The 19,139-nt window shown below is 45.4% G+C and carries 17 protein-coding genes; 5 read left to right on the top strand and 12 right to left on the bottom strand.

Features of this window, described 5'->3' with window-relative positions; genetic code table 11:
- Window positions 1–202: 202 nt before the first annotated feature.
- The gene (locus NXS07_RS04145; RefSeq protein WP_258086211.1) at window positions 203–2,518 is read left to right on the top strand and encodes a TonB-dependent hemoglobin/transferrin/lactoferrin family receptor; all 2,316 of its coding nucleotides are present in this window, start codon (window positions 203–205) and stop codon (window positions 2,516–2,518) included.
- A 190-nt stretch (window positions 2,519–2,708) separates the two neighbouring features.
- The gene (locus NXS07_RS04140; RefSeq protein ID WP_038221817.1) at window positions 2,709–3,224 is read left to right on the top strand and encodes a sigma-70 family RNA polymerase sigma factor; all 516 of its coding nucleotides are present in this window, start codon (window positions 2,709–2,711) and stop codon (window positions 3,222–3,224) included.
- 79 nt (window positions 3,225–3,303) lie between these two features.
- On the opposite strand, the gene nqrM is transcribed toward NXS07_RS04140, so the two are convergent.
- From nqrM to NXS07_RS04100, 8 genes are all read right to left on the bottom strand, one after another.
- A complete protein-coding gene (gene nqrM, locus NXS07_RS04135; protein ID WP_258086210.1) occupies window positions 3,304–3,528 on the bottom strand; it encodes a (Na+)-NQR maturation NqrM in 225 nt (74 codons plus the stop codon).
- A 12-nt stretch (window positions 3,529–3,540) separates the two neighbouring features.
- Window positions 3,541–4,572, bottom strand: coding sequence for an FAD:protein FMN transferase (locus NXS07_RS04130; protein ID WP_258086209.1), 1,032 nt, complete (start codon window positions 4,570–4,572; stop codon window positions 3,541–3,543).
- A 72-nt stretch (window positions 4,573–4,644) separates the two neighbouring features.
- Window positions 4,645–5,871, bottom strand: a complete 1,227-nt coding sequence (gene nqrF / locus NXS07_RS04125; protein ID WP_238126134.1) for an NADH:ubiquinone reductase (Na(+)-transporting) subunit F — start codon at window positions 5,869–5,871, stop codon at window positions 4,645–4,647.
- Between the two features lie 15 nt (window positions 5,872–5,886).
- Window positions 5,887–6,483 carry an NADH:ubiquinone reductase (Na(+)-transporting) subunit E gene (nqrE, locus tag NXS07_RS04120; RefSeq protein WP_012989677.1) on the bottom strand — a complete coding sequence of 199 codons (597 nt, stop codon included), beginning with the start codon at window positions 6,481–6,483 and terminating at the stop codon, window positions 5,887–5,889.
- An 8-nt stretch (window positions 6,484–6,491) separates the two neighbouring features.
- Complete coding sequence (locus NXS07_RS04115) at window positions 6,492–7,121, bottom strand: NADH:ubiquinone reductase (Na(+)-transporting) subunit D (RefSeq protein ID WP_038194182.1); 630 nt, start codon at window positions 7,119–7,121, stop codon at window positions 6,492–6,494.
- Entirely contained in the window at window positions 7,114–7,908 is a 795-nt protein-coding gene (locus NXS07_RS04110; RefSeq protein ID WP_038194180.1) for a Na(+)-translocating NADH-quinone reductase subunit C, read from the bottom strand. Before NXS07_RS04110 ends, NXS07_RS04115 begins: the two co-directional genes overlap by 8 nt.
- On the bottom strand, window positions 7,901–9,139 hold the full coding sequence (locus NXS07_RS04105; protein WP_238126120.1) for an NADH:ubiquinone reductase (Na(+)-transporting) subunit B: 1,239 nt from the start codon (window positions 9,137–9,139) through the stop codon (window positions 7,901–7,903). The genes NXS07_RS04110 and NXS07_RS04105 overlap by 8 nt, the downstream gene beginning before the upstream one ends.
- A gap of 3 nt (window positions 9,140–9,142) precedes the next feature.
- The gene (locus tag NXS07_RS04100) at window positions 9,143–10,486 is read right to left on the bottom strand and encodes a Na(+)-translocating NADH-quinone reductase subunit A (protein WP_046337332.1); all 1,344 of its coding nucleotides are present in this window, start codon (window positions 10,484–10,486) and stop codon (window positions 9,143–9,145) included.
- Between the two features lie 433 nt (window positions 10,487–10,919).
- On the opposite strand from NXS07_RS04100, the gene NXS07_RS04095 reads away from it, so the two are divergent.
- Entirely contained in the window at window positions 10,920–11,660 is a 741-nt protein-coding gene (locus NXS07_RS04095; RefSeq protein WP_038218677.1) for a L,D-transpeptidase family protein, read from the top strand.
- On the opposite strand, the gene NXS07_RS04090 is transcribed toward NXS07_RS04095, so the two are convergent.
- Both NXS07_RS04090 and lpcA read right to left on the bottom strand, forming a co-directional pair.
- Window positions 11,636–12,403 carry a class II glutamine amidotransferase gene (locus NXS07_RS04090; RefSeq protein WP_038218678.1) on the bottom strand — a complete coding sequence of 256 codons (768 nt, stop codon included), beginning with the start codon at window positions 12,401–12,403 and terminating at the stop codon, window positions 11,636–11,638. The genes NXS07_RS04095 and NXS07_RS04090 overlap by 25 nt on opposite strands.
- 23 nt (window positions 12,404–12,426) lie before the next feature.
- On the bottom strand, window positions 12,427–13,008 hold the full coding sequence (lpcA, locus tag NXS07_RS04085; protein WP_258086208.1) for a D-sedoheptulose 7-phosphate isomerase: 582 nt from the start codon (window positions 13,006–13,008) through the stop codon (window positions 12,427–12,429).
- Between the two features lie 252 nt (window positions 13,009–13,260).
- Between lpcA and fadE the strand changes: the two genes are divergently transcribed.
- The gene (gene fadE / locus NXS07_RS04080) at window positions 13,261–15,708 is read left to right on the top strand and encodes an acyl-CoA dehydrogenase FadE (protein ID WP_258086207.1); all 2,448 of its coding nucleotides are present in this window, start codon (window positions 13,261–13,263) and stop codon (window positions 15,706–15,708) included.
- A 60-nt stretch (window positions 15,709–15,768) separates the two neighbouring features.
- On the opposite strand, the gene lysA is transcribed toward fadE, so the two are convergent.
- Entirely contained in the window at window positions 15,769–17,052 is a 1,284-nt protein-coding gene (gene lysA, locus NXS07_RS04075; RefSeq protein WP_258086206.1) for a diaminopimelate decarboxylase, read from the bottom strand.
- Window positions 17,053–17,237: 185 nt separating this feature from the next.
- Between lysA and NXS07_RS04070 the strand changes: the two genes are divergently transcribed.
- Window positions 17,238–18,167, top strand: a complete 930-nt coding sequence (locus NXS07_RS04070) for a LysR family transcriptional regulator (protein ID WP_038192460.1) — start codon at window positions 17,238–17,240, stop codon at window positions 18,165–18,167.
- Here the strand turns inward: NXS07_RS04070 and NXS07_RS04065 are convergent.
- Entirely contained in the window at window positions 18,150–19,064 is a 915-nt protein-coding gene (locus NXS07_RS04065) for a LysR family transcriptional regulator (protein ID WP_258086205.1), read from the bottom strand. The two genes, NXS07_RS04070 and NXS07_RS04065, sit on opposite strands and share 18 nt — an antisense overlap.
- Window positions 19,065–19,139 lie beyond the last annotated feature (75 nt).

The raw sequence follows: 19,139 nt of genomic DNA, 5'->3' as shown, positions 1-19,139 counted from the left end.
ACGACACGGATAATCATTTCAATCATCCAGCAGTAAACCCGTAAAAATGTCAGACAACATGATCTATCACAGTGCATTTCATCTCCATAACACTTCTCAAAACATGCTTATAAAAATAATTCTCATTTTTATTTACCCGATTTGATTTCTTAGGTGACTTATAACAATGCAATATTTCATTCAGTTATGTTTCAGGAAATTTATGGCAAATAATAGTCAAAATTTAGGAAAACGCCCAATTATGGCCATCATTCGAAAAATTTTAAGAAGTACATTCTCAGGTACATTAGTGTTGGGTAGTGCATTTTCCAGCCAAGTTTTAGCCGCTGAAAATCCATCTGACCAGAAATCTGAAAAGCAAAATGAGGTGGTTAAATTACCATCGCTTTCAGTTGTAGGTAGTTTACACAACAGCATCAGTGCCGGTAGTTCCGTGCTAAAGAAAACTGATATTGAACGCACTCAGGCAGATAATGTTGCTCAGTTGCTGGATCAACTACCTGGGGTTTCTATGTCTGGTTCTCCACGTCCCGGTGGACAAACTTTGAATATTTGGGGCATGGGTGAGTCAGAAGATATCAAAATCACGCTGGACGACGCCCCAAAAGGATTTGAGAAATATCTCCAGGGTTCCATCTTTATTGAGCCTGAATTAATCAAGCGTATAGATGTTGATAAAGGCCCGCACAATTTGTTGAATGGCAATGGTGGATTTGGTGGCTCCGTTAAGATTGTCACCAAAGATGCCGGCGATTTATTACGTCCCGATGAAAATTTTAGAGGTTTGATCAAACAGAGCTATCACACCAATGATAGACAATGGATTAATAGTGGCACCATATTCGGCAGAGATCCCAATGGTTTTGTCGATGGGCTTTTATATGTCAGTAAACGCGATGGTCACAATATTAAGCGTCCTGATGGAACACATTTTGAATACTCACAAAATAACCAGACCTCCTATTTATGGAAAACGAATGTTTATCCCAATGATACTCATACATTGAGTTTTTCAGCCATGCGTTCTGAGTCAGATGGCTGGCAACCGTGGGCTGCCAAGCGGGATGGCATAAGTGCTCCATCCGCCAGTGATATAGAAAGATATGGTTGGAATGAGGCATGGAAAAGAAAACTAGTTTTTCGTGATCAGATCGACCAGAACTACTCCGCCAAATGGAATATTGCGCCAGAAGATAATCCATGGCTCAATCTGACACTCACGTCTGCCTATTCCATAACCAAGCAAAACGATCGTCGCCTTGATAACAAAGATATAAAACCTACTTCAGCGGGGCTTATGGGACAAAAAAGTTGGGTTAAATATATCGATACGATGGTCGATATCAACAACAAAAGCGTGTTTTCAACAGGCAGTATAGAACACAAATTATTAGTAGGAACTCGCTGGCATAAGAACGATCGTGATGTCTTAATGTTCGATAAAAATACAGTTAATGACCAAGAATTTAATTACGGTTATTACCAACCTAACTATATGCCAGCCGGAGAACAACAAATTTACAGCATATATATGCAGGACTCTTTGAAACTGGGAAGTGTAACCGTAACTCCGGGCGTCCGTTACGATCATATAAAGAATATTGGTGAAGAAAATAAAGCACCCAGGTATAACAACACATCACCTAAAATAAACCATGATTATAGTGGTGTAACTTATGCTGGCTGGTCTCCTCATTTGGGTATTATGTGGCGGACAAACAAAAATCTTTCGCTCTTTGCTGATATCAGCCGTACTTGGCGGGCACCAGTAGTCGATGAGCAATATGAAGTTCAGTCATATAAAACCAGCCTTCCGGGTTCCAGCCGCAATCTTGAAGTAGAAAAAATGACTGGCATACGCCTGGGTGCCATTCTCGATTTCGATAACCTGATGCTTGAGAATGACAGCCTGCAAATTCGCACTACCCTGTTCCGTAACCGTGGCAAAGATGAAATTTTCAAAACTCGTGGTGTTTACTGTAAAGCTCAGGCTGACGGTGCATCACCCACCTCATGTGAAAAACCGATAGCAAATCATCGTAATCTGCCGGGATATACCATTGAGGGACTGGAAATAGAAACGTTCTACGATAGCAATAAGTTATTCGGAAAACTTTCTTTCTCCACCATGCGCGGTCAGCGTGATGCTTCTATGCGTGATCCGTGGATAGGACAAAAAACCTGGATTGCTGAAATCCCACCCACTTCTGCACATGCAATGTTAGGATTTAAGATCCCACAATGGCAGATGTCTATGGGCTGGAAAGGTGATTTTATCCGCAAACAGGATCGTTCCCCTGTAGATGGGGATCCAAAAGCGAGTTATTGGTCTCTGCCAACCAGCAAAGGTTATGCCCTGCACGGGTTGTTTGCCAACTGGCGCCCGCCTTATATGAAAGGCTTTGAAGCTAGAGTCACTGTCGATAACCTATTTAACCGCGATTACTCCCCATATTTAGGGGGAACGATCCCAGGGATTGGCCGTAATTTCAAATTCAGCATTTCACAGCAGTTTTAACTGATATTCAATCAATCAACTACCAATAGATTTCAAGTTGCAGCTTTGTTGGCTGCAACTTGAAAGATGAAGAGTATAACCCTGTTAATTTTTAAGAGGATTATGCCTGCAATACTGCGTTGACTTTCAATCCATAAATGAAAATAATAATCATTATCGTATTTATCCTACCCCTTCAGGCAGTATCATCATGGCGGTACAAAAAAGCACATGCGGGCACAATGACATAGCCCAGAAACTCTATTTCGAATACCACCATTGGTTATGCAGCTGGATCAGGCAGAATAATGTCTGCCCCAACCATGCAGAAGATCTCACCCATGATACCTTCATCAAATTGATGCAGTCGGCAGATCTTGAAAATGTCCGCCACCCCAGAGCTTTTTTAATTACGATAGCCCGTAGAACTATCGCCAATTACTATCGACGGAAAAAGCTCGAAGACAATTATCTGGAATATGCCAGCACGATGGCGAAAACGACAACAAACTCGTCAGAGTATCGGCTTGTACTGCTAGAACAGTTGGAAAAAATAGATAAGACGCTTGATGAGCTGCCAAAAAAAGCCAGACGGGCATTTCTTCTCACGCAACTTCAAGGTATGCGCTATAAAGAAGTCGCAAAGAATTTGGATGTTTCAATGAGCTCCGTGAAAAATTACTTACAGCAGGCTCACAGCAAATGTCACTCTCTCAACATCATCTGAACAGCCAACAAAAACCCGCTGTGTATCTGACAGCGGGTCGCATTTTTTAGCTAAAAATTGTTTGACCGCAAAAACACCCTCAAAAAATTCGGTTTTTTTCCAGCTTCTCATGACGAGCAGCTTCCCTTGCCAGGCGTTTTTTACGAGTATCGCAGGGTTCTGGGCAATCACAAACTTTCTCCACACCAATACTCCCCAAACCACCACAACTTCCCTGAATACTTTTACGCTTAAAAATGTAGCCCAGTGCCATTCCTGCAAAAGCCAACAAGAAAAAGATAAAGGCTGCAATAAAGACTTCCATAACCTTTCCTCCTCATTTCTTCTGTTGTATGTATGGCTTAAAGGCTGAACTATAGCGCTCTTCAAAGCCATCTTGGGTTTTGACAATCATAAAGACGGGAATATTCAGCGTCTCAGCCACTTCCATTCCCTTATCTGGCCCCAATACATCCAACCCCGTAGAAAAGCCATCTGCACTCATGGATGTCGGGGCAATAACGGTAATTGAAACCAGATTATGGGTGATAGGCCTGCTCGTTTTGGGATTAATGGTGTGAGAATAACGCACTCCATTCTGTTCGAAATAATTGCGGTAATCACCCGATGTTGCAATAGACATACTACCCGGTTCAATAATTTCTTGAGCCTTCTGTTCAAGGCCACTATCCGATGGTTTTTCGATGGCAATCCGCCACGGAGCGCCTTTGCCATTATTACCCAGTGTGCGTACTTCTCCGCCAATATCAACCATATAATTTTTGATGTTCTGGGAGGCTAGATATTCAGCCACAACATCAACCCCATAGCCTTTGGCGATGGAGGAAAGATCGACATAAAGTTCAGGGATAGATTTAATCAGGCTATTGCCTTCAACAGACAATTTATCGATACCCGTCCACGCACGACGCATGACCAGTTCTTCATCCGTCGGCGCCTTGGTAATTCGCCCTTCCGGCCCAAACCCCCACAGATTCACCAATGGCCCCACTGTCACATCCAAAGCACCATCCGTCAGTTGATTGATCCGAATGGCTTCCTTGACCACTTTGGCCGTAGCGGCGGATACCAGAAAAGGTGTGTTGACTTCACGGCTTTGATTAAAACGACTTAATTCAGAATTTGGCCGATAAGTGGACATCTGGTCATTTACTTCTTCCAGCAGCCGATCAATCTCTTTTTGCAGGTTTTCAGGGGAAGGTATCGATGAGTCAGCAACATATTTGACGGAGTAATAAGTCCCCATCGTTTGCCCGCTCAGATTTTGCTGTTCGGGGCCACCACAGGCTGACAGCAGCAAAACCGCAAACATCAGCACACCCCAATGGATAATTTTTTTACTCAGCATAACTTACTCTTTCTGAATCGTCAGCGCCCACAAAGTGTGGGCGCTTGTCGTTAAATCAACGTGTTACAACCATCAACCACCGAAATCATCCAGCATGATGTTTTCGTCTTCCACGCCAAGGTCTTTCAACATCTTAATGACCGCAGCGTTCATGACCGGAGGCCCACACATGTAGAACTCACAATCTTCTGGGGCAGGATGATCTTTCAGATAGTTCTCAAACAGGACATTATGAATAAAGCCGGTGTAACCATCCCAGTTATCTTCCGGTAAGGCGTCAGACAGGGCCACATGCCAGTTAAAGTTTTCGTTCTCTGCCGCAAGCTGGTCGAAATCTTCGGTATAGAACATTTCACGTTTGGAACGCGCACCATACCAGAAGCTGATCTTACGTTTGGAATTCAGACGATTGAGCTGATCAAAGATATGAGAACGCATTGGTGCCATACCTGCGCCCCCACCGATGAAGACCATCTCCGCTTCGGTATCTTTTGCAAAGAATTCACCAAATGGACCGGAAATTGTCACTTTATCACCGGCTTTCAATGACCAGATGTAAGAGGACATAATACCCGGTGTCACGTCTGGATTTCTTGGCGGCGGCGTGGCGATACGCACGTTCAGCATGATGATGCCGTGCTCTTCTGGGTAGTTCGCCATTGAATACGCACGGACAGTCGGTTCTTTTACCTCAGAAACATAACGGAACAGATTAAATTTATCCCAATCTTCACGATATTCCTCTGGGACATCATAATCCGCATAGCGGGCTACGTGCGGAGGACATTCAATCTGAATGAAACCACCTGCACGGAATGGCACTACTTCTCCGTCAGGAATTTTCAGCTTCAATTCTTTAATGAATGTTGCCTTGTTATCGTTAGAGATAACTTCACATTCCCATTTTTTGACGCCGAAGATTTCTTCTGGCAATTCAATTTTCAGGTCTTGCTTAACGTTAACCTGACATGCCAGACGACAACCCTCTTTTGCTTCACGTTTATTGATGTGAGAAAGCTCAGTTGGCAGGATGTCACCACCGCCTTCCTTAATTTTCACACGACACTGACCACAGGAGCCACCGCCGCCACAAGCAGAGGAAACGAAAACCCCCTGACTGGAAAGCATGTTCAACAATTTGTCGCCAGCAGGAGCCGTAAAGCTTTTCTCCTCATCGCCATTGACTTCAATTTTAATATCCCCGGTGTTCACCAACTTTGATTTTGCGAACAAAATCATAGCCGTCAGCGCCAACACAATCAGGGTAAACATTACTACGCCTAGAATGATTATATCCATGAATTCTTCTCGCCTTTAGAGCTGCACGCCGGAGAAGGACATAAAGCCCAATGCCATCAATCCGGTGGTGACAAAGGTGATCCCCAATCCTTTCAGACCTGCTGGAACATCCGCATATTTCATCTTTTCACGGATCGCGGCCATCAGAACAATTGCCAGCATCCAGCCCATACCTGAACCGAAACCATATACAACGGATTCGCTGAAGTTATAGTCACGCTGTGCCATGAAAGAAACACCACCGAAAATCGCACAGTTCACGGTAATCAACGGCAGGAAAATCCCCAGCGCGTTATACAGTGCAGGCACATAACGATCGAGGATCATTTCCAGAATCTGTACCAGTGCAGCAATCACCCCGATAAAGGTGATGAAGTTCAGGAAGCTCAGGTCAACCCCATCCATCAAGGCGCCATCGCGGAGTACCAGATTGTAGACAAGGTTGTTGGCAGGAACAGAAATCCCCAACACAACAGTTACAGCAACGCCCAGGCCAAAAGCTGTCTTCACATTTTTTGACACCGCCAGAAACGTACACATACCGAGAAAGAAAGCTAACGCCATATTCTCAATAAAGACGGCGCGGACAAACAAACTAATATAATGTTCCATGTTGTCTGTTACTCCTTCTCAACCTGCGCAGGTTTCAGAGTCCGCAGACCCCAAATCAGCATACCAATGATGAAGAATGCGCTCGGTGCCAGCAGAAACAGACCGTTCGGCTGATACCAGCCATCATTCTTGACAGATTCCAGCACCGTCATGCCGAGCAGTTTTCCTGAACCAAACAGTTCACGTAAAAAACCCACCAACAACAGAATGACACCGTATCCCAAGCCGTTGCCGATACCATCCATAAAACTTTCAACGGGTGGATATTTCATGGCATAGGCTTCAGCGCGTCCCATCACAATACAATTGGTGATGATCAGACCCACAAACACAGATAACTGTTTGGAGATTTCGTAGGCATAGGCCTGCAAAATCTGGTCTACCACGATAACCAGCGATGCAATGATCGCCATCTGTACAATGATTCGCACACTGCCGGGAATGTAATTACGAATCAATGAAATGAAAAAGCTAGAAAATGCTGTCACCAATGTCACAGCAATCGTCATCACCAGCGCAGTTTCCAGCTTGGTGGTGACAGCCAGTGCCGAACACACTCCCAGAACCTGCAATGCAATTGGATTATTATCAAACAGCGGCCCAAGAAGGACGCGTTTTACCTCTTTACTATCAGCCATCTTTCAAGGCTCCCTCACGTACTTTTTTCAGGAATGGGCCAAAACCGTTATCACCCAGCCAGAAATCAAACATATGCTGAACACCGTTGGAGGTCAGAGTCGCTCCAGACAAGCCATCTACACCGTAAGGGTTATCGCCAGCACCACCGCGAACAATTTTAATCGCCGGAACACCTTGCGAGTTGTAGAGTTTTTTACCCACCCATTGCCTGCGCCATTGCGGGTTATCCACTTCGCCACCTAAGCCCGGTGTTTCACCATGAGAGTAGTAAGTAATGCCGCGAGAGGTTACGCCATCCACATCAATAGAAATAAATGCATACATCATTGACCACAGGCCAGAACCATATACTGGCAGCACCAGCTCGGTGGTTTTGCCTTGATCATCTTTCACCAGATAGATTTCTGCCATATCAGCGCGGCGGTGGATTCTCGCCAGATCCTGTTCCGATGACAGAGTCATACTGGTTTCATCACTACGCAGGGCATTTTTCAGGTCAAATTTACCATCGCCTTTTTCAAGCGTTGCCGTCTTCAAATCAAGCAATTCAGGTTGAATGCGGCTGCTATAGGTTTCTTTCATCTCCGCTGTAGTCATATTGGGTTTCAGTAAACCCGCTACATCCAGAATATTGCGCTGCTTATCCAGTAGCTTCTGTTCCTGTTGCTGCGCTTTCAAGCCTACGGCTGACCCTGCAACCACAATCGAACATATAAGGCACAGCACAAAAACAACGAGGAACGTTCTACCAACGCTGTCATTATTTTTTGGTTTCTCATTAGCCACGGGCTTTTCTCCGCTTGATATTGGCCTGCACGACCAGATAATCGAACAGTGGCGCGAACAGGTTAGCGAACAGGATCGCCAACATCATCCCTTCCGGATATGCTGGGTTTACGACTCTGATAAGAATACACATGACACCAATCAGAATGCCGTATGCCCACTTCCCTTTATCCGTGAATGCAGCAGATACAGGATCAGTCGCCATAAAGATCATGCCGAAAGCAAAGCCACCCAGCACCATGTGCCAGTACCACTCCATAGCGAACATTGGGTTAGTGCTGGAACCAATTGCGTTGAACAGGCTAGACATCGCTATCATCCCGACCATCACGCCGGCAACAATGCGCCATGAGGCAATGCGGGCAAACAGAATGATGGCACCACCGATGAAAATCATCAGAGTGGAGACTTCACCAATTGATCCTGGGATGTTACCAATGAAAGCATCCATCCATGTGACCGGCTGGCCGGTAATGGTATTCATTAAGCCGTGGCTACCCTCATTTGCCCACTGGGACAATGGTGTCGCACCGGAAAAGCCATCAGCCGCAGTCCAAACCATATTTCCTGAAATCTGAGCAGGGTAAGCGAAGAACAGGAAGGCACGGCCAGCCAACGCCGGGTTAAGGAAGTTACGACCCGTACCACCAAAGATTTCTTTCGCAATCACTACACCGAAAGTAATCCCCAGAGCAGCCTGCCATAATGGCAATGTCGGAGGAACAATCAGCGCAAACAGAATGGAACTGACAAAGAAACCTTCGTTGATTTCATGCCTGCGGATCATGGCAAACAGAACTTCCCAGAAGCCACCAACCGCGAACACAACGGCATAAATTGGCAGGAAATAGGTTGCACCCAGCAACATTTTACTGCCCCAGCCAGCATCCGGCGTCAGTGATGCACCAAGATACTGAGCAACCACGTAATGCCAGTCAGAAGCCAGAATCTGCTGTAATGCTTCTCCGCTGTATAAATGAGTCAGGGCGGGTATCGCCTGATTACCGACGTTATACATTCCCCAGAACATTGCCGGAAAAACAGATAGCCATACCAAAATCATCATGCGTTTGAGATCGATGGCATCACGGACGTGGGCACGTCCTCGCGTTACTGTTCCCGGAGTATAAAAGACGGTGGAAACTGCCTCATACAGAGGATAATATTTTTCCAGTTTGCCGCCGGCCTCAAAGTGATGCTCTACTTTTTCAAATAAATTTTTCAGGCCCATGAATTACCCTTCCTGCTCAATCTTAGTCAGCACGTCACGCAGTACCGGACCGTACTCATATTTGCCAGGGCAAACATAAGTACACAATGCCAAATCTTCTTCATCCAGTTCCAGGCAACCCAATGCCTGGGCACTGTCGCTATCGCCTGCAAGCAAGTCGCGCAACAAATGCGTTGCCATGATGTCCAGTGGCATCACCCGCTCATAGTTGCCGATTGGCACCATAGAGCGTTCCCCGCCATTCGTGCTGGTTGAGAAGGCAAAACGTTTATTTTTCAGGAAATGACCAATCGTGGTACGGGTAATCGAGAACTTATTAACTCCTGGTGCAATCCAGCCAAACAGTTCTTTCTCACGGCCTTCAGCAAGAACAGAGACCAAGGTATGGAAACGACCAAGATAATGACGAACTTCATCTGATTTTGTACCACACAGTACAGAACCAGAAACAATACGGTTTTCACCTTCTTTCAGCTGATCTTGCGTCAATTCCTGCAAATCAGCCCCCAGACGGCTACGTACTAAGCGTGGTGATTTAACTTGCGGGCCCGCCAGAGATACGACGCGATCAGTATAAAGCTCACCGGTTGTGAATAACTTACCAATGGCAATAACATCCTGATACCCCAAGTGCCACACGCTTTTCTTCACGCTGACCGGTTCAATGAAATGAATGTGAGTTCCAACCAGACCTGCCGGATGTGGGCCCGCAAATTGATTGTAAGTAATTTGAGTGTTGTTTCCTGCATTTGGAATATTTCCAGCGCCATGACAGACGTGGACTTTTCCCTCTGTCAATGTTGACAGAATATTCAGGCCATCAACAAAAGCCTCTTCCTGCGTCGCAATAACGACTAATGGATCGGCAGCCAATGGCTGAGTATCCATTGCAGTAACGAAGATTGCCTTTGGTGTGGAACCGGGAGCAGGAGAATGACTGAAAGGACGTGTACGTAATGCCGTCCACAGCCCAGATATGAGCAGGTTCTTTTCCACCTGTTCACGAGTCAGGCCAGCAAGTTCTGCGCGATCATAGCGATCAAACATGACTTGTTCATCACCACTCACCTCAATCACAACAGATTGAAGTACACGGCGTTCACCACGCCCGATGGTAATAATTTTCCCGCTAGCGGGACTCGTAAAAATAACCCCTGGATTCTTTTTATCTTCAAAAAGAATTTGCCCTTTTTTGACATGCTCACCTTCCTTAACCAGCATAGAAGGACGCATTCCAACATATTCTTCGCCTAATAAAGCAACATGACGAATTGTCGGACCATCTTCTATAACTTGGGCAGGCGCTCCTGCTATTGGGAGGTTGAGTCCTTTTTTAATTTTAATCATAAGATTTGCACAAGTTTATCAGTTAAATCATATGCTACAGATTACCCTGAGGTATTCCTTGGGTAATATAGCGACTTCAGTAATAAAAAACGCCTTGAGCGGCATATGTCTCAAGTTATTCACTCCGATAATCGTTACAATTTTCTCTTAATTTTCGCCGACGGTAATTCTAACATCTCCCCTCACAAGCTGTCTGATTAATCGAGTGATTCAGCTCAAGCAAATAAGAATAATTTCTCTGCTAAATCGTTAATCATTCGATAAAGACGAACTAAAGCCTCATCTTTCCCGATAACAGAGCATTTATTGGTCGCTCCACCATTTCACAGATGCCAAACATCGCTGCTATATTTGTATTCAGCTCATTGTCAATACATGGCAACTTTCAATCCGATATTTCATTAAATTTGTTATCCTTTTATACGGCTCTGTTATGAAAAAAACGGCGTTTTATCTTTCACTATTTCTGTTATTTCATATGCCCTGTTCTGCTCTGGCGCAAAGCACTCCATCGTGGCTCCAGTCACCCAATGAACGACTCCGGCTGAAACAACTTGGTGCCGAGATTTTCATTCAAATATTCAAGGAAGAAAAAGTGCTTGAACTTTATACGAAAGACAACACAGGCCATTACCAATTGGCTCAAAGTTACCCTATCTGTAATTACTCTGGAGGGCTTGGCCCTAAGACACTGACAGGTGATTTCAAAAGTCCCGAAGGTTTTTACCATGTTAGCCTTAAACAGTTAAAGCCCAATAGCCGCTATTATCGAGCGATTAATCTGGGCTTTCCCAATGAATTTGATAAATTCCGAGGCTATTCTGGTAATAACTTAATGATTCATGGAGGGTGTAAATCCATTGGCTGCTATGCCATGACCGATCGCTATATGGATGAAATCTACCGATATGCAGAAAGTGCAATATCTTACGGACAGGATGAAATCAAAATAAATATTTATCCTTTCAGGATGACGCAACAGAATATACAGCGTTATCGTAATAACGATAATTATTCGTTTTGGGCTCAATTACAGCCCGCCTATGAATACTTTGCCAAAAATGGCAAACTTACCACTATCAGCATAATAAACGGGCAATATATTGTTAGCGTGAAACCCGAAAGTTCGTCATTCTTCAGTAAATCAACTCAAACTATGCGTTCACCAAGGTGAAATAACTCATAGCACCCCGGTTCAATACGTTGCCAATCTTCATTACCAGTTAAAGGCTGGGTAGCAATCATTGACACCACATCATCAGGATGAGTATGTTGCTGAAAATCAATTTCAACATCCTGATCAAGCAATTTCGCCATGCCAAAAGGTGCCCTACGGGTGATCCAATGCAATTGGGTCGAGCAATAGGCCATGACAAACTGCCCATCTGACAGCAGCATATTGAAAACCCCTTTTTTCCTCAGCTCACCTGCCAGCGAGGCAATGAAGCGAAATACCGCAGGCCAATTGGAAGGCCGCTTAGGATACTTGATCGATAACTGTTGCAGTATCCAGCAAAATGCCCATTCACTGTCTGTCTCACCGACCGGCCGGTAATTGCCTGTTTTCAGGTTACGGTATCCCTGCAATTGCCCATTGTGAGCATAAGTCCAATATTTTCCCCATAGCTCACGGGTAAACGGATGGGTATTGACCAGAGAGACATTGCCTCGGTTCGCCTGACGGATATGAGAGACAATAACTTCTGACTTAATCGGATAGCTCTGAACAAAGCGAGCAACAGGTGAATGATAACTGGATTGGTGATCCTTGAACGTCCGGTATCCCAACCCTTCATAGAAGGTGATCCCCCAACCATCCTTGTGGGGGCCAGTATACCCTCCACGCTGAATGAGCCCACTCAGACTGAAAACGATATCTGTTGGCACATTGGCACTCATGCCAAGTAATTCGCACATTACCTACCTCTAACACACTACAATCAGGCTGTTACCATTTCTTTCTCAATCAGTTGAATCAAGATATGAATCACTTTGATGTGGATCTCCTGAATGCGATCTGCATAACCGAAATGCGGTACACGAATTTCAACATCCGCCGTTCCTGCCATCTTCCCGCCATCCTTGCCTGTCAGCGTAATGACTTTCATGCCTTTCGCACGGGCTGCTTCAATCACCTTGATAATGTTGCCGGAGTTACCCGAAGTCGAAATACCCAGCAGTACATCGCCTTTCTGCCCTACCGCTTCAAGATAACGAGAAAATACATAGTCGTAACCAAAATCATTGCTCACACAGGATAAATGACTCGGATCGGAAATCGCGATACCCGGATAGCCCGGACGATTTTCGCGGTAACGACCAGTCAGTTCTTCCGCAAAATGCATGGCATCACAATGTGAACCGCCATTCCCACAGGAAAGTACTTTTCCCCCTGCTTTGAATGAATCAGCCAGCAAAACGGCTGCTTGTTGGATAGCGTCAATATTTGCATCATCATTAAGGAATTTAGCCAGCGTATCTGCGGCTTCAGACAACTCACTGCGGATCAGATCTTGATACATGGGACTCATACTCCTGAACGGTCTTAGGAATTAATAAAATCTGCCGATCAGTGTAACGGATTCCCTCTCTCGAAAGAAGATGCCATCACATCTCCGTGAAATTATCACACCGCAAACTGCAATGACTTTGTGAGCTACATTGTAATTAAGATGTAAATATATTGATAAATACGTTTTCCTCATCTAAAAAGAAGAACACCACAACAGGTCAGACCTCTGATGTCTCACCTGAGATTAACAGGAGTTTTTACTATGACCGCTCTCAGCATTATTTTGTTTTTAGTCTTGATTGGCGGGCTTTGTTACCGCAAAGTCAGCCTGGCTGCCAGCAGCCTGCTACTTGTTGCCTATACACTCGTCATGGGCATAACGGGTCTTTGGAGTTACTGGCTACTATTACCACTTGCCATTATTCTGTTCCCCCTTATCTTCACACCAACGCGTATATCTCTATTTTCTGCACCCGGCTTAAAAGCATTCCGTAAAGTCATGCCAAGCATGTCTACAACAGAGAAAGAAGCCATTGATGCAGGAACAACCTGGTGGGAAGGTGAGCTGTTCCGTGGTAATCCTGATTGGAAAAAACTGCATAACTATCCGAAGCCACAGTTAACTGCTGAAGAGCAGGCATTTATTGATGGCCCTGTGGAAGAAGCCTGCCGCATGGCAAATGATTTCCAAATTAGCCATGAATTAGCGGATCTCCCGCCAGAACTCTGGACATACCTGAAAGAAAATCGCTTCTTTGCCATGATCATCAAGAAAGAATATGGTGGCCTGGACTTTTCAGCTTATGCCCAATCACAAGTACTACAAAAACTGTCTGGTGTCTCTGGTATTCTGGCGATTACTGTCGGTGTTCCAAACTCACTGGGGCCGGGTGAATTATTACAGCACTATGGTACAGATGAGCAGAAAAAACATTACCTTCCCGGCCTTGCCCGTGGCGAAGAAATCCCCTGCTTTGCCTTGACTAGCCCAGAAGCAGGCTCAGATGCCGGAGCGATTCCCGATACTGGCGTCGTCTGTATGGGTGAGTGGCAAGGCGAGCAAGTGCTCGGTATGCGTCTGAACTGGAATAAGCGCTATATCACCCTTGCTCCTATCGCGACTGTTTTGGGATTAGCATTCAAATTGTATGATCCTGAACATTTGATCGGGAATACCGAATCACTGGGTATAACCTGTGCCTTAATCCCCACTAGTACCCCGGGGGTTGAAATCGGCAACCGCCATTTCCCACTGAATGTTCCATTCCAGAATGGGCCAACCCGCGGTAAGGATATTTTCGTTCCTATCGATTACATCATTGGTGGACCGAAAATGGCAGGCCAAGGCTGGCGTATGCTGGTTGAATGTCTATCGGTCGGCCGTGGTATTACCCTGCCATCCAACGCAACAGGTGGATTGAAAAGTGCAGCTATGGCAATCGGTGCCTACTCCTATATTCGTCGCCAATTCAAACTCCCGATTGGCAAAATGGAAGGTATCGAAGAGCCACTGGCCCGTATTGCAGGTAATACTTACCTGATGGATGCCGCGGCAACGATGATTACAGGCGGCATTATGCTAGGTGAAAAACCTGCGGTTCTGTCTGCTATTGTGAAATACCACTGTACCCACAGAGGGCAACGCTCGATTATTGATGCAATGGATATCGCTGGCGGTAAAGGCATCTGTCTTGGCCCATCCAACTTCCTTGCCCGTGCCTATCAGGGTGCCCCCATTGCTATTACCGTAGAAGGCGCGAATATCCTGACTCGTAGCATGATCATCTTTGGTCAGGGTGCGATCCGCTGCCATCCTTATGTACTGGCTGAAATAGCCTCTGCAGAAAATAACAATGTCAAAGCCTTTGATAAAGCCCTGTTTGGCCACTTGGGCCATGTTGCCAGCAATACCCTACGCAGCCTGTGGCTTGGCATCACTAATGGCAGAACCAGCCGTACGCCAGTCAGCGATGCAACTCGCCGTTACTACCAGCACATCAACCGTCTAAGTGCTAACCTTGCCCTGCTCTCTGATGTTTCAATGGGCGTATTGGGTGGCAGTCTGAAACGCCGTGAACGCATTTCAGCTCGTCTTGGGGATATTCTGAGTCAAATCTTCTTGGCTACAGCAGCCCTGAAACGCTATGAAGACGAAGGCCGTCAGAAAGAAGATCTGCCATTGTTACAATGGGCGGTAGAAGATAGCCTGTATCAGGCAGAGCAGGCCCTGAACGATTTACTGCGCAATTTCCCTAACCGTTTGGTTGCTGGTTTAATGCGAGTGATGGTGTTCCCATTGGGCCGTTCACATACTGCACCGTCTGATAAATTGGATCATAAACTGGCTCAGATATTACAAACACCTTCCGCAACGCGCAGCCGGATTGGTCGTGGGCAATATCTGACACCAAGCGAGCATAATCCTCACGGGTTATTGGAAGAAGCTCTGCACGATATCATTGCCGCAGAACCCATTCATACACGCTTAAGCCGCGAAGCAGGCAAAAACCTGAGCTTCACACGTCTGGATCAGTTAGCTGAACGTGCATTGGCGGATCACAAGATCACCCAAGAAGAAGCGGATATCCTGAAACGTGCGGAAAATAGCCGGCTGCGTTCAATCAATGTTGATGAGTTTGAGCCGGATGCATTTGCTGTACCTCATTCAGCAAAAAAGCCTGAAAGTCAACATCAGACTAAAGCCGCTTGATGTTGACCGAACAATATAAGTCATCGAGAATACGGGGACAAAAAATGCCCCGTATTTTATTTATACCGCTTCCAATGCCAGCAATTCTTCTATTGTTTGCCCACGTCGAATCAAGCGGGCATCACCATCAATAAATAAGATTTCGGGGATCAAAGGGCGGCTATTGTAGTTTGAAGACATAGATGCACCATAAGCGCCTGTGTCGTGGAAAATCAAATAATCCCCTACACGAACACGAGGCAACAAACGCGGTATAACATCCCCACCTGCTGATTGGGTAAACACATCACCGGATTCACATAACGGCCCTGCAACTAACGTTTCATGTAACTCAGCATCCTGCGAATTAGCCTCATCAATATGTTTGCTATCCACCGACAAAACAGAAATATGATGGTAACTTCCATACATCGTTGGGCGCATCAAATCGCTGAAACCCGCATCCACCAGCACATAATGACGGTTCCCCATTGATTTCACCGCCCTCACTTCAGCCATCAAAATACCTGATTCAGCCACCAGAAAACGGCCGGGTTCAATTTCCAGTTCAACATGATGCCCCAAGTGCTGTTCAATGCGCTGGCGAGCTTCATGCCACAGACTGTAATAGTGTTCAGTATCCACTACTTCGTCACCCATTTTATAAGGAATTGATAATCCGCCTCCTGCTGAAATGGCCTGAATATCCTCACCGCACAATATGACTTGTTCCACCATAGCGTTACATACATTGGCAAGATGCTGATAATCCACTCCAGAACCAATGTGCATATGCAGTCCCACCAATTTCAGCCCATATTGGCGGACTTTCTCAATCGCCAGCGGTAAATCCTGAAACCAGATCCCGTGTTTGCTGTTTTCACCGCCCGTATTGGTTTTCTGACTATGACCATGACCGAATCCCGGATTAATGCGCAGCCAGATAGGATGACCCGACTGACGTGTACCCATCTGCTCCAGCATATCAATGGAACCGACATTGACTGGAATATCCAACTCAATCACTCGATTAAGTGTTGCTTCATCAATCAAATCCGCCGTGAACACAATTTCGGATCGATCACGGCCGGGCTGATATCCAGCGTAAAGAGCCCGTTCAATTTCCCCTAATGACACCGCATCCACTTTTACTCCCTGTGCTCTCATCAAACGCAGGATATGGGTATTGGAACAGGCTTTCTGTGCAAACCGAATGATATCGAATCGTTTTAATTTATTGATTTTTCGAATAATAATGTCACTGTCATAGACCCATAATGGTGTTCCGTAATCAACGGGCAAACGAAGCAGATTCTCTGGAGTAAAGTTTTCTCCTGAAAAACCAGTAAAAGTTGATGTCGTCATTGAAATTTCTCACAAGACCAGCAGATGCTTCATTATTGACAGCAATAAGGCAGGAAGAAAAATATCTATTTAGCTATAGTCTATTTATTTATGATATCGTTTTGATTGTTTTTCAAACTAATCATGTTATGTAGATAGCGCATTAACCATGATGAAATAGCAATCCGTATTAAAGAGATGAAATTATGCACTCTTGTTCATGGCGACACATTGAGATTTTTCATGCAGTAATGACCACCAAAAACCTGACTGACGCCGCGGTATTGTTGAAAACTTCGCAACCCACTGTCAGCCGTGAGCTCGCGCGTTTTGAACAGTTGCTGAAATTCAGGTTATTTGATCGGATCAAAGGGCGTTTATTTCCCACGGCACAGGGATTGCGGTTATTTGAAGAAGTCCAGCGTTCTTATTATGGGCTGGAGAGGATACTCAATGCAGCAGAAAGCATTCGTCAATTTGAACATGCACAGCTTTCCATTGCCTGCCTGCCGGTGTTTTCCCAATCTTTACTGCCAAAAGCCTGCCATAGTTTTATTCAACGCTATCCGGAAGCGAAACTGACCATCGTCCCGCAAGAATCCCCACTGCTGGAGGAATGGCTTTCAGCACAACGCCACGATATCGGTTTAACCGAACATTTGCAGGCTCCCGCAGGTACTGAGCAAGAAACGTTGATTACCTTGAATGAAGTCTGCGTCCTCCCTGCCAGTCATCCACTCAGTCAAAAATCACGACTGATGCCCGAAGATTTTCATGAGCAAAAATTTATCAGCCTGTCGATAACAGATAGTTACAGGCAGCTCATCGATACCATATTTAGCGAACATCATGTCAATCGCAATATGATCATGGAAACTCACAGCGCAGCTTCAATCTGTGCCATGATCAGTGAAGGTATCGGTATGTCTGTCGTGAATCCCCTGACTGCCTTGGATTATCTGGATAAGAATGCGGGGATCTGCGTCCGGCCATTCAGCATAGACATCCCATTCACGGTCAGTTTAATCAAGCCCATACATCGGCCATTCTCGGAACCCGTCGAAATATTCATTACCCATTTAAAACAACAGACCGGCCTGTTTCCGAGAAAATTGGCATTAGCTTTTCAACATTAACTGCTGCCAGTGGGGTGCATTAGCAAACCAGTCCACCAGAAAATCCAACAATGCCCGCAAAGTAACCGGCATATTCTGACGACTGGCATAAATACCATAGATCCCCATTGCCTGAGGTTGATAATCCGGCAATAACTCAACCAACTGCCCAGACATTAAATACGGAGCAGCAGAATAATGAGGCTGCATGGCAATGCCTGCTCCCTGTAATGTCGCTTCCATCAGTACTGTTGATTCGTTGGCACTAAGCGTACCACTGACAGGAACTGAATACTGCTCATGCTGTTTTTCAAACAGCCACAAACTTTTGCCAAAAAAATTATATGTCAGGCAGTTATGTGAGGCTAAATCAGTGGGTTTCTGCGGAATAATTTTTCCATCTAAGTAAGAGGGCGCCGCACAAACAACAGAATGACAAATGGATAATGGACGGGCAATCAGATTCGGTTCCAAATTATTAGTAATGCGAATCGCTAAATCAATACGCTCTTCAATCAAGTTGATGACTTTGTTGTTAATTTGTAAGTTGACGGCAATTTGTGGATACCTGCGCATAAATTCAGGAATAGCAACAGACAACGCGCTAGTACCCAGCGATTGAGAACAACTCACTCTCAGCAGCCCTCTCAGGGTTTGTGATTCCAGTGATTGCTGAACTGGCATTGTCTCCGCTAATTCCAACAACTTTAGACTGCGCTGATAAGCGTTTTCTCCTGCCGAAGTCAGACTGATTTTACGTGTTGTACGATGCAGTAGACGAACACCTGCCCATTTCTCCATTTCAGCCAGATAGCGCGACACCATTGCCCGTGACATATCAAGCCGTTCCGCCGCCGCAACCAAGCTCCCCTGCTCCACAATCGTGACAAAAACCTGTGCTGCCGTGATCCTATCCATTCTGCCTGTTTATCCCCTGCCGTAATTAGATCGATATATGCAACAAATAATTGCAGATTTTGCGGTTTTTAAATC

It is taken from the genome of Xenorhabdus bovienii (genome assembly GCF_024721015.1).
Taxonomy (GTDB): domain Bacteria; phylum Pseudomonadota; class Gammaproteobacteria; order Enterobacterales; family Enterobacteriaceae; genus Xenorhabdus; species Xenorhabdus bovienii.
Note: the sequence above shows the minus strand (reverse complement) of the source record. Positions and strands in the feature narration are given on the sequence as shown.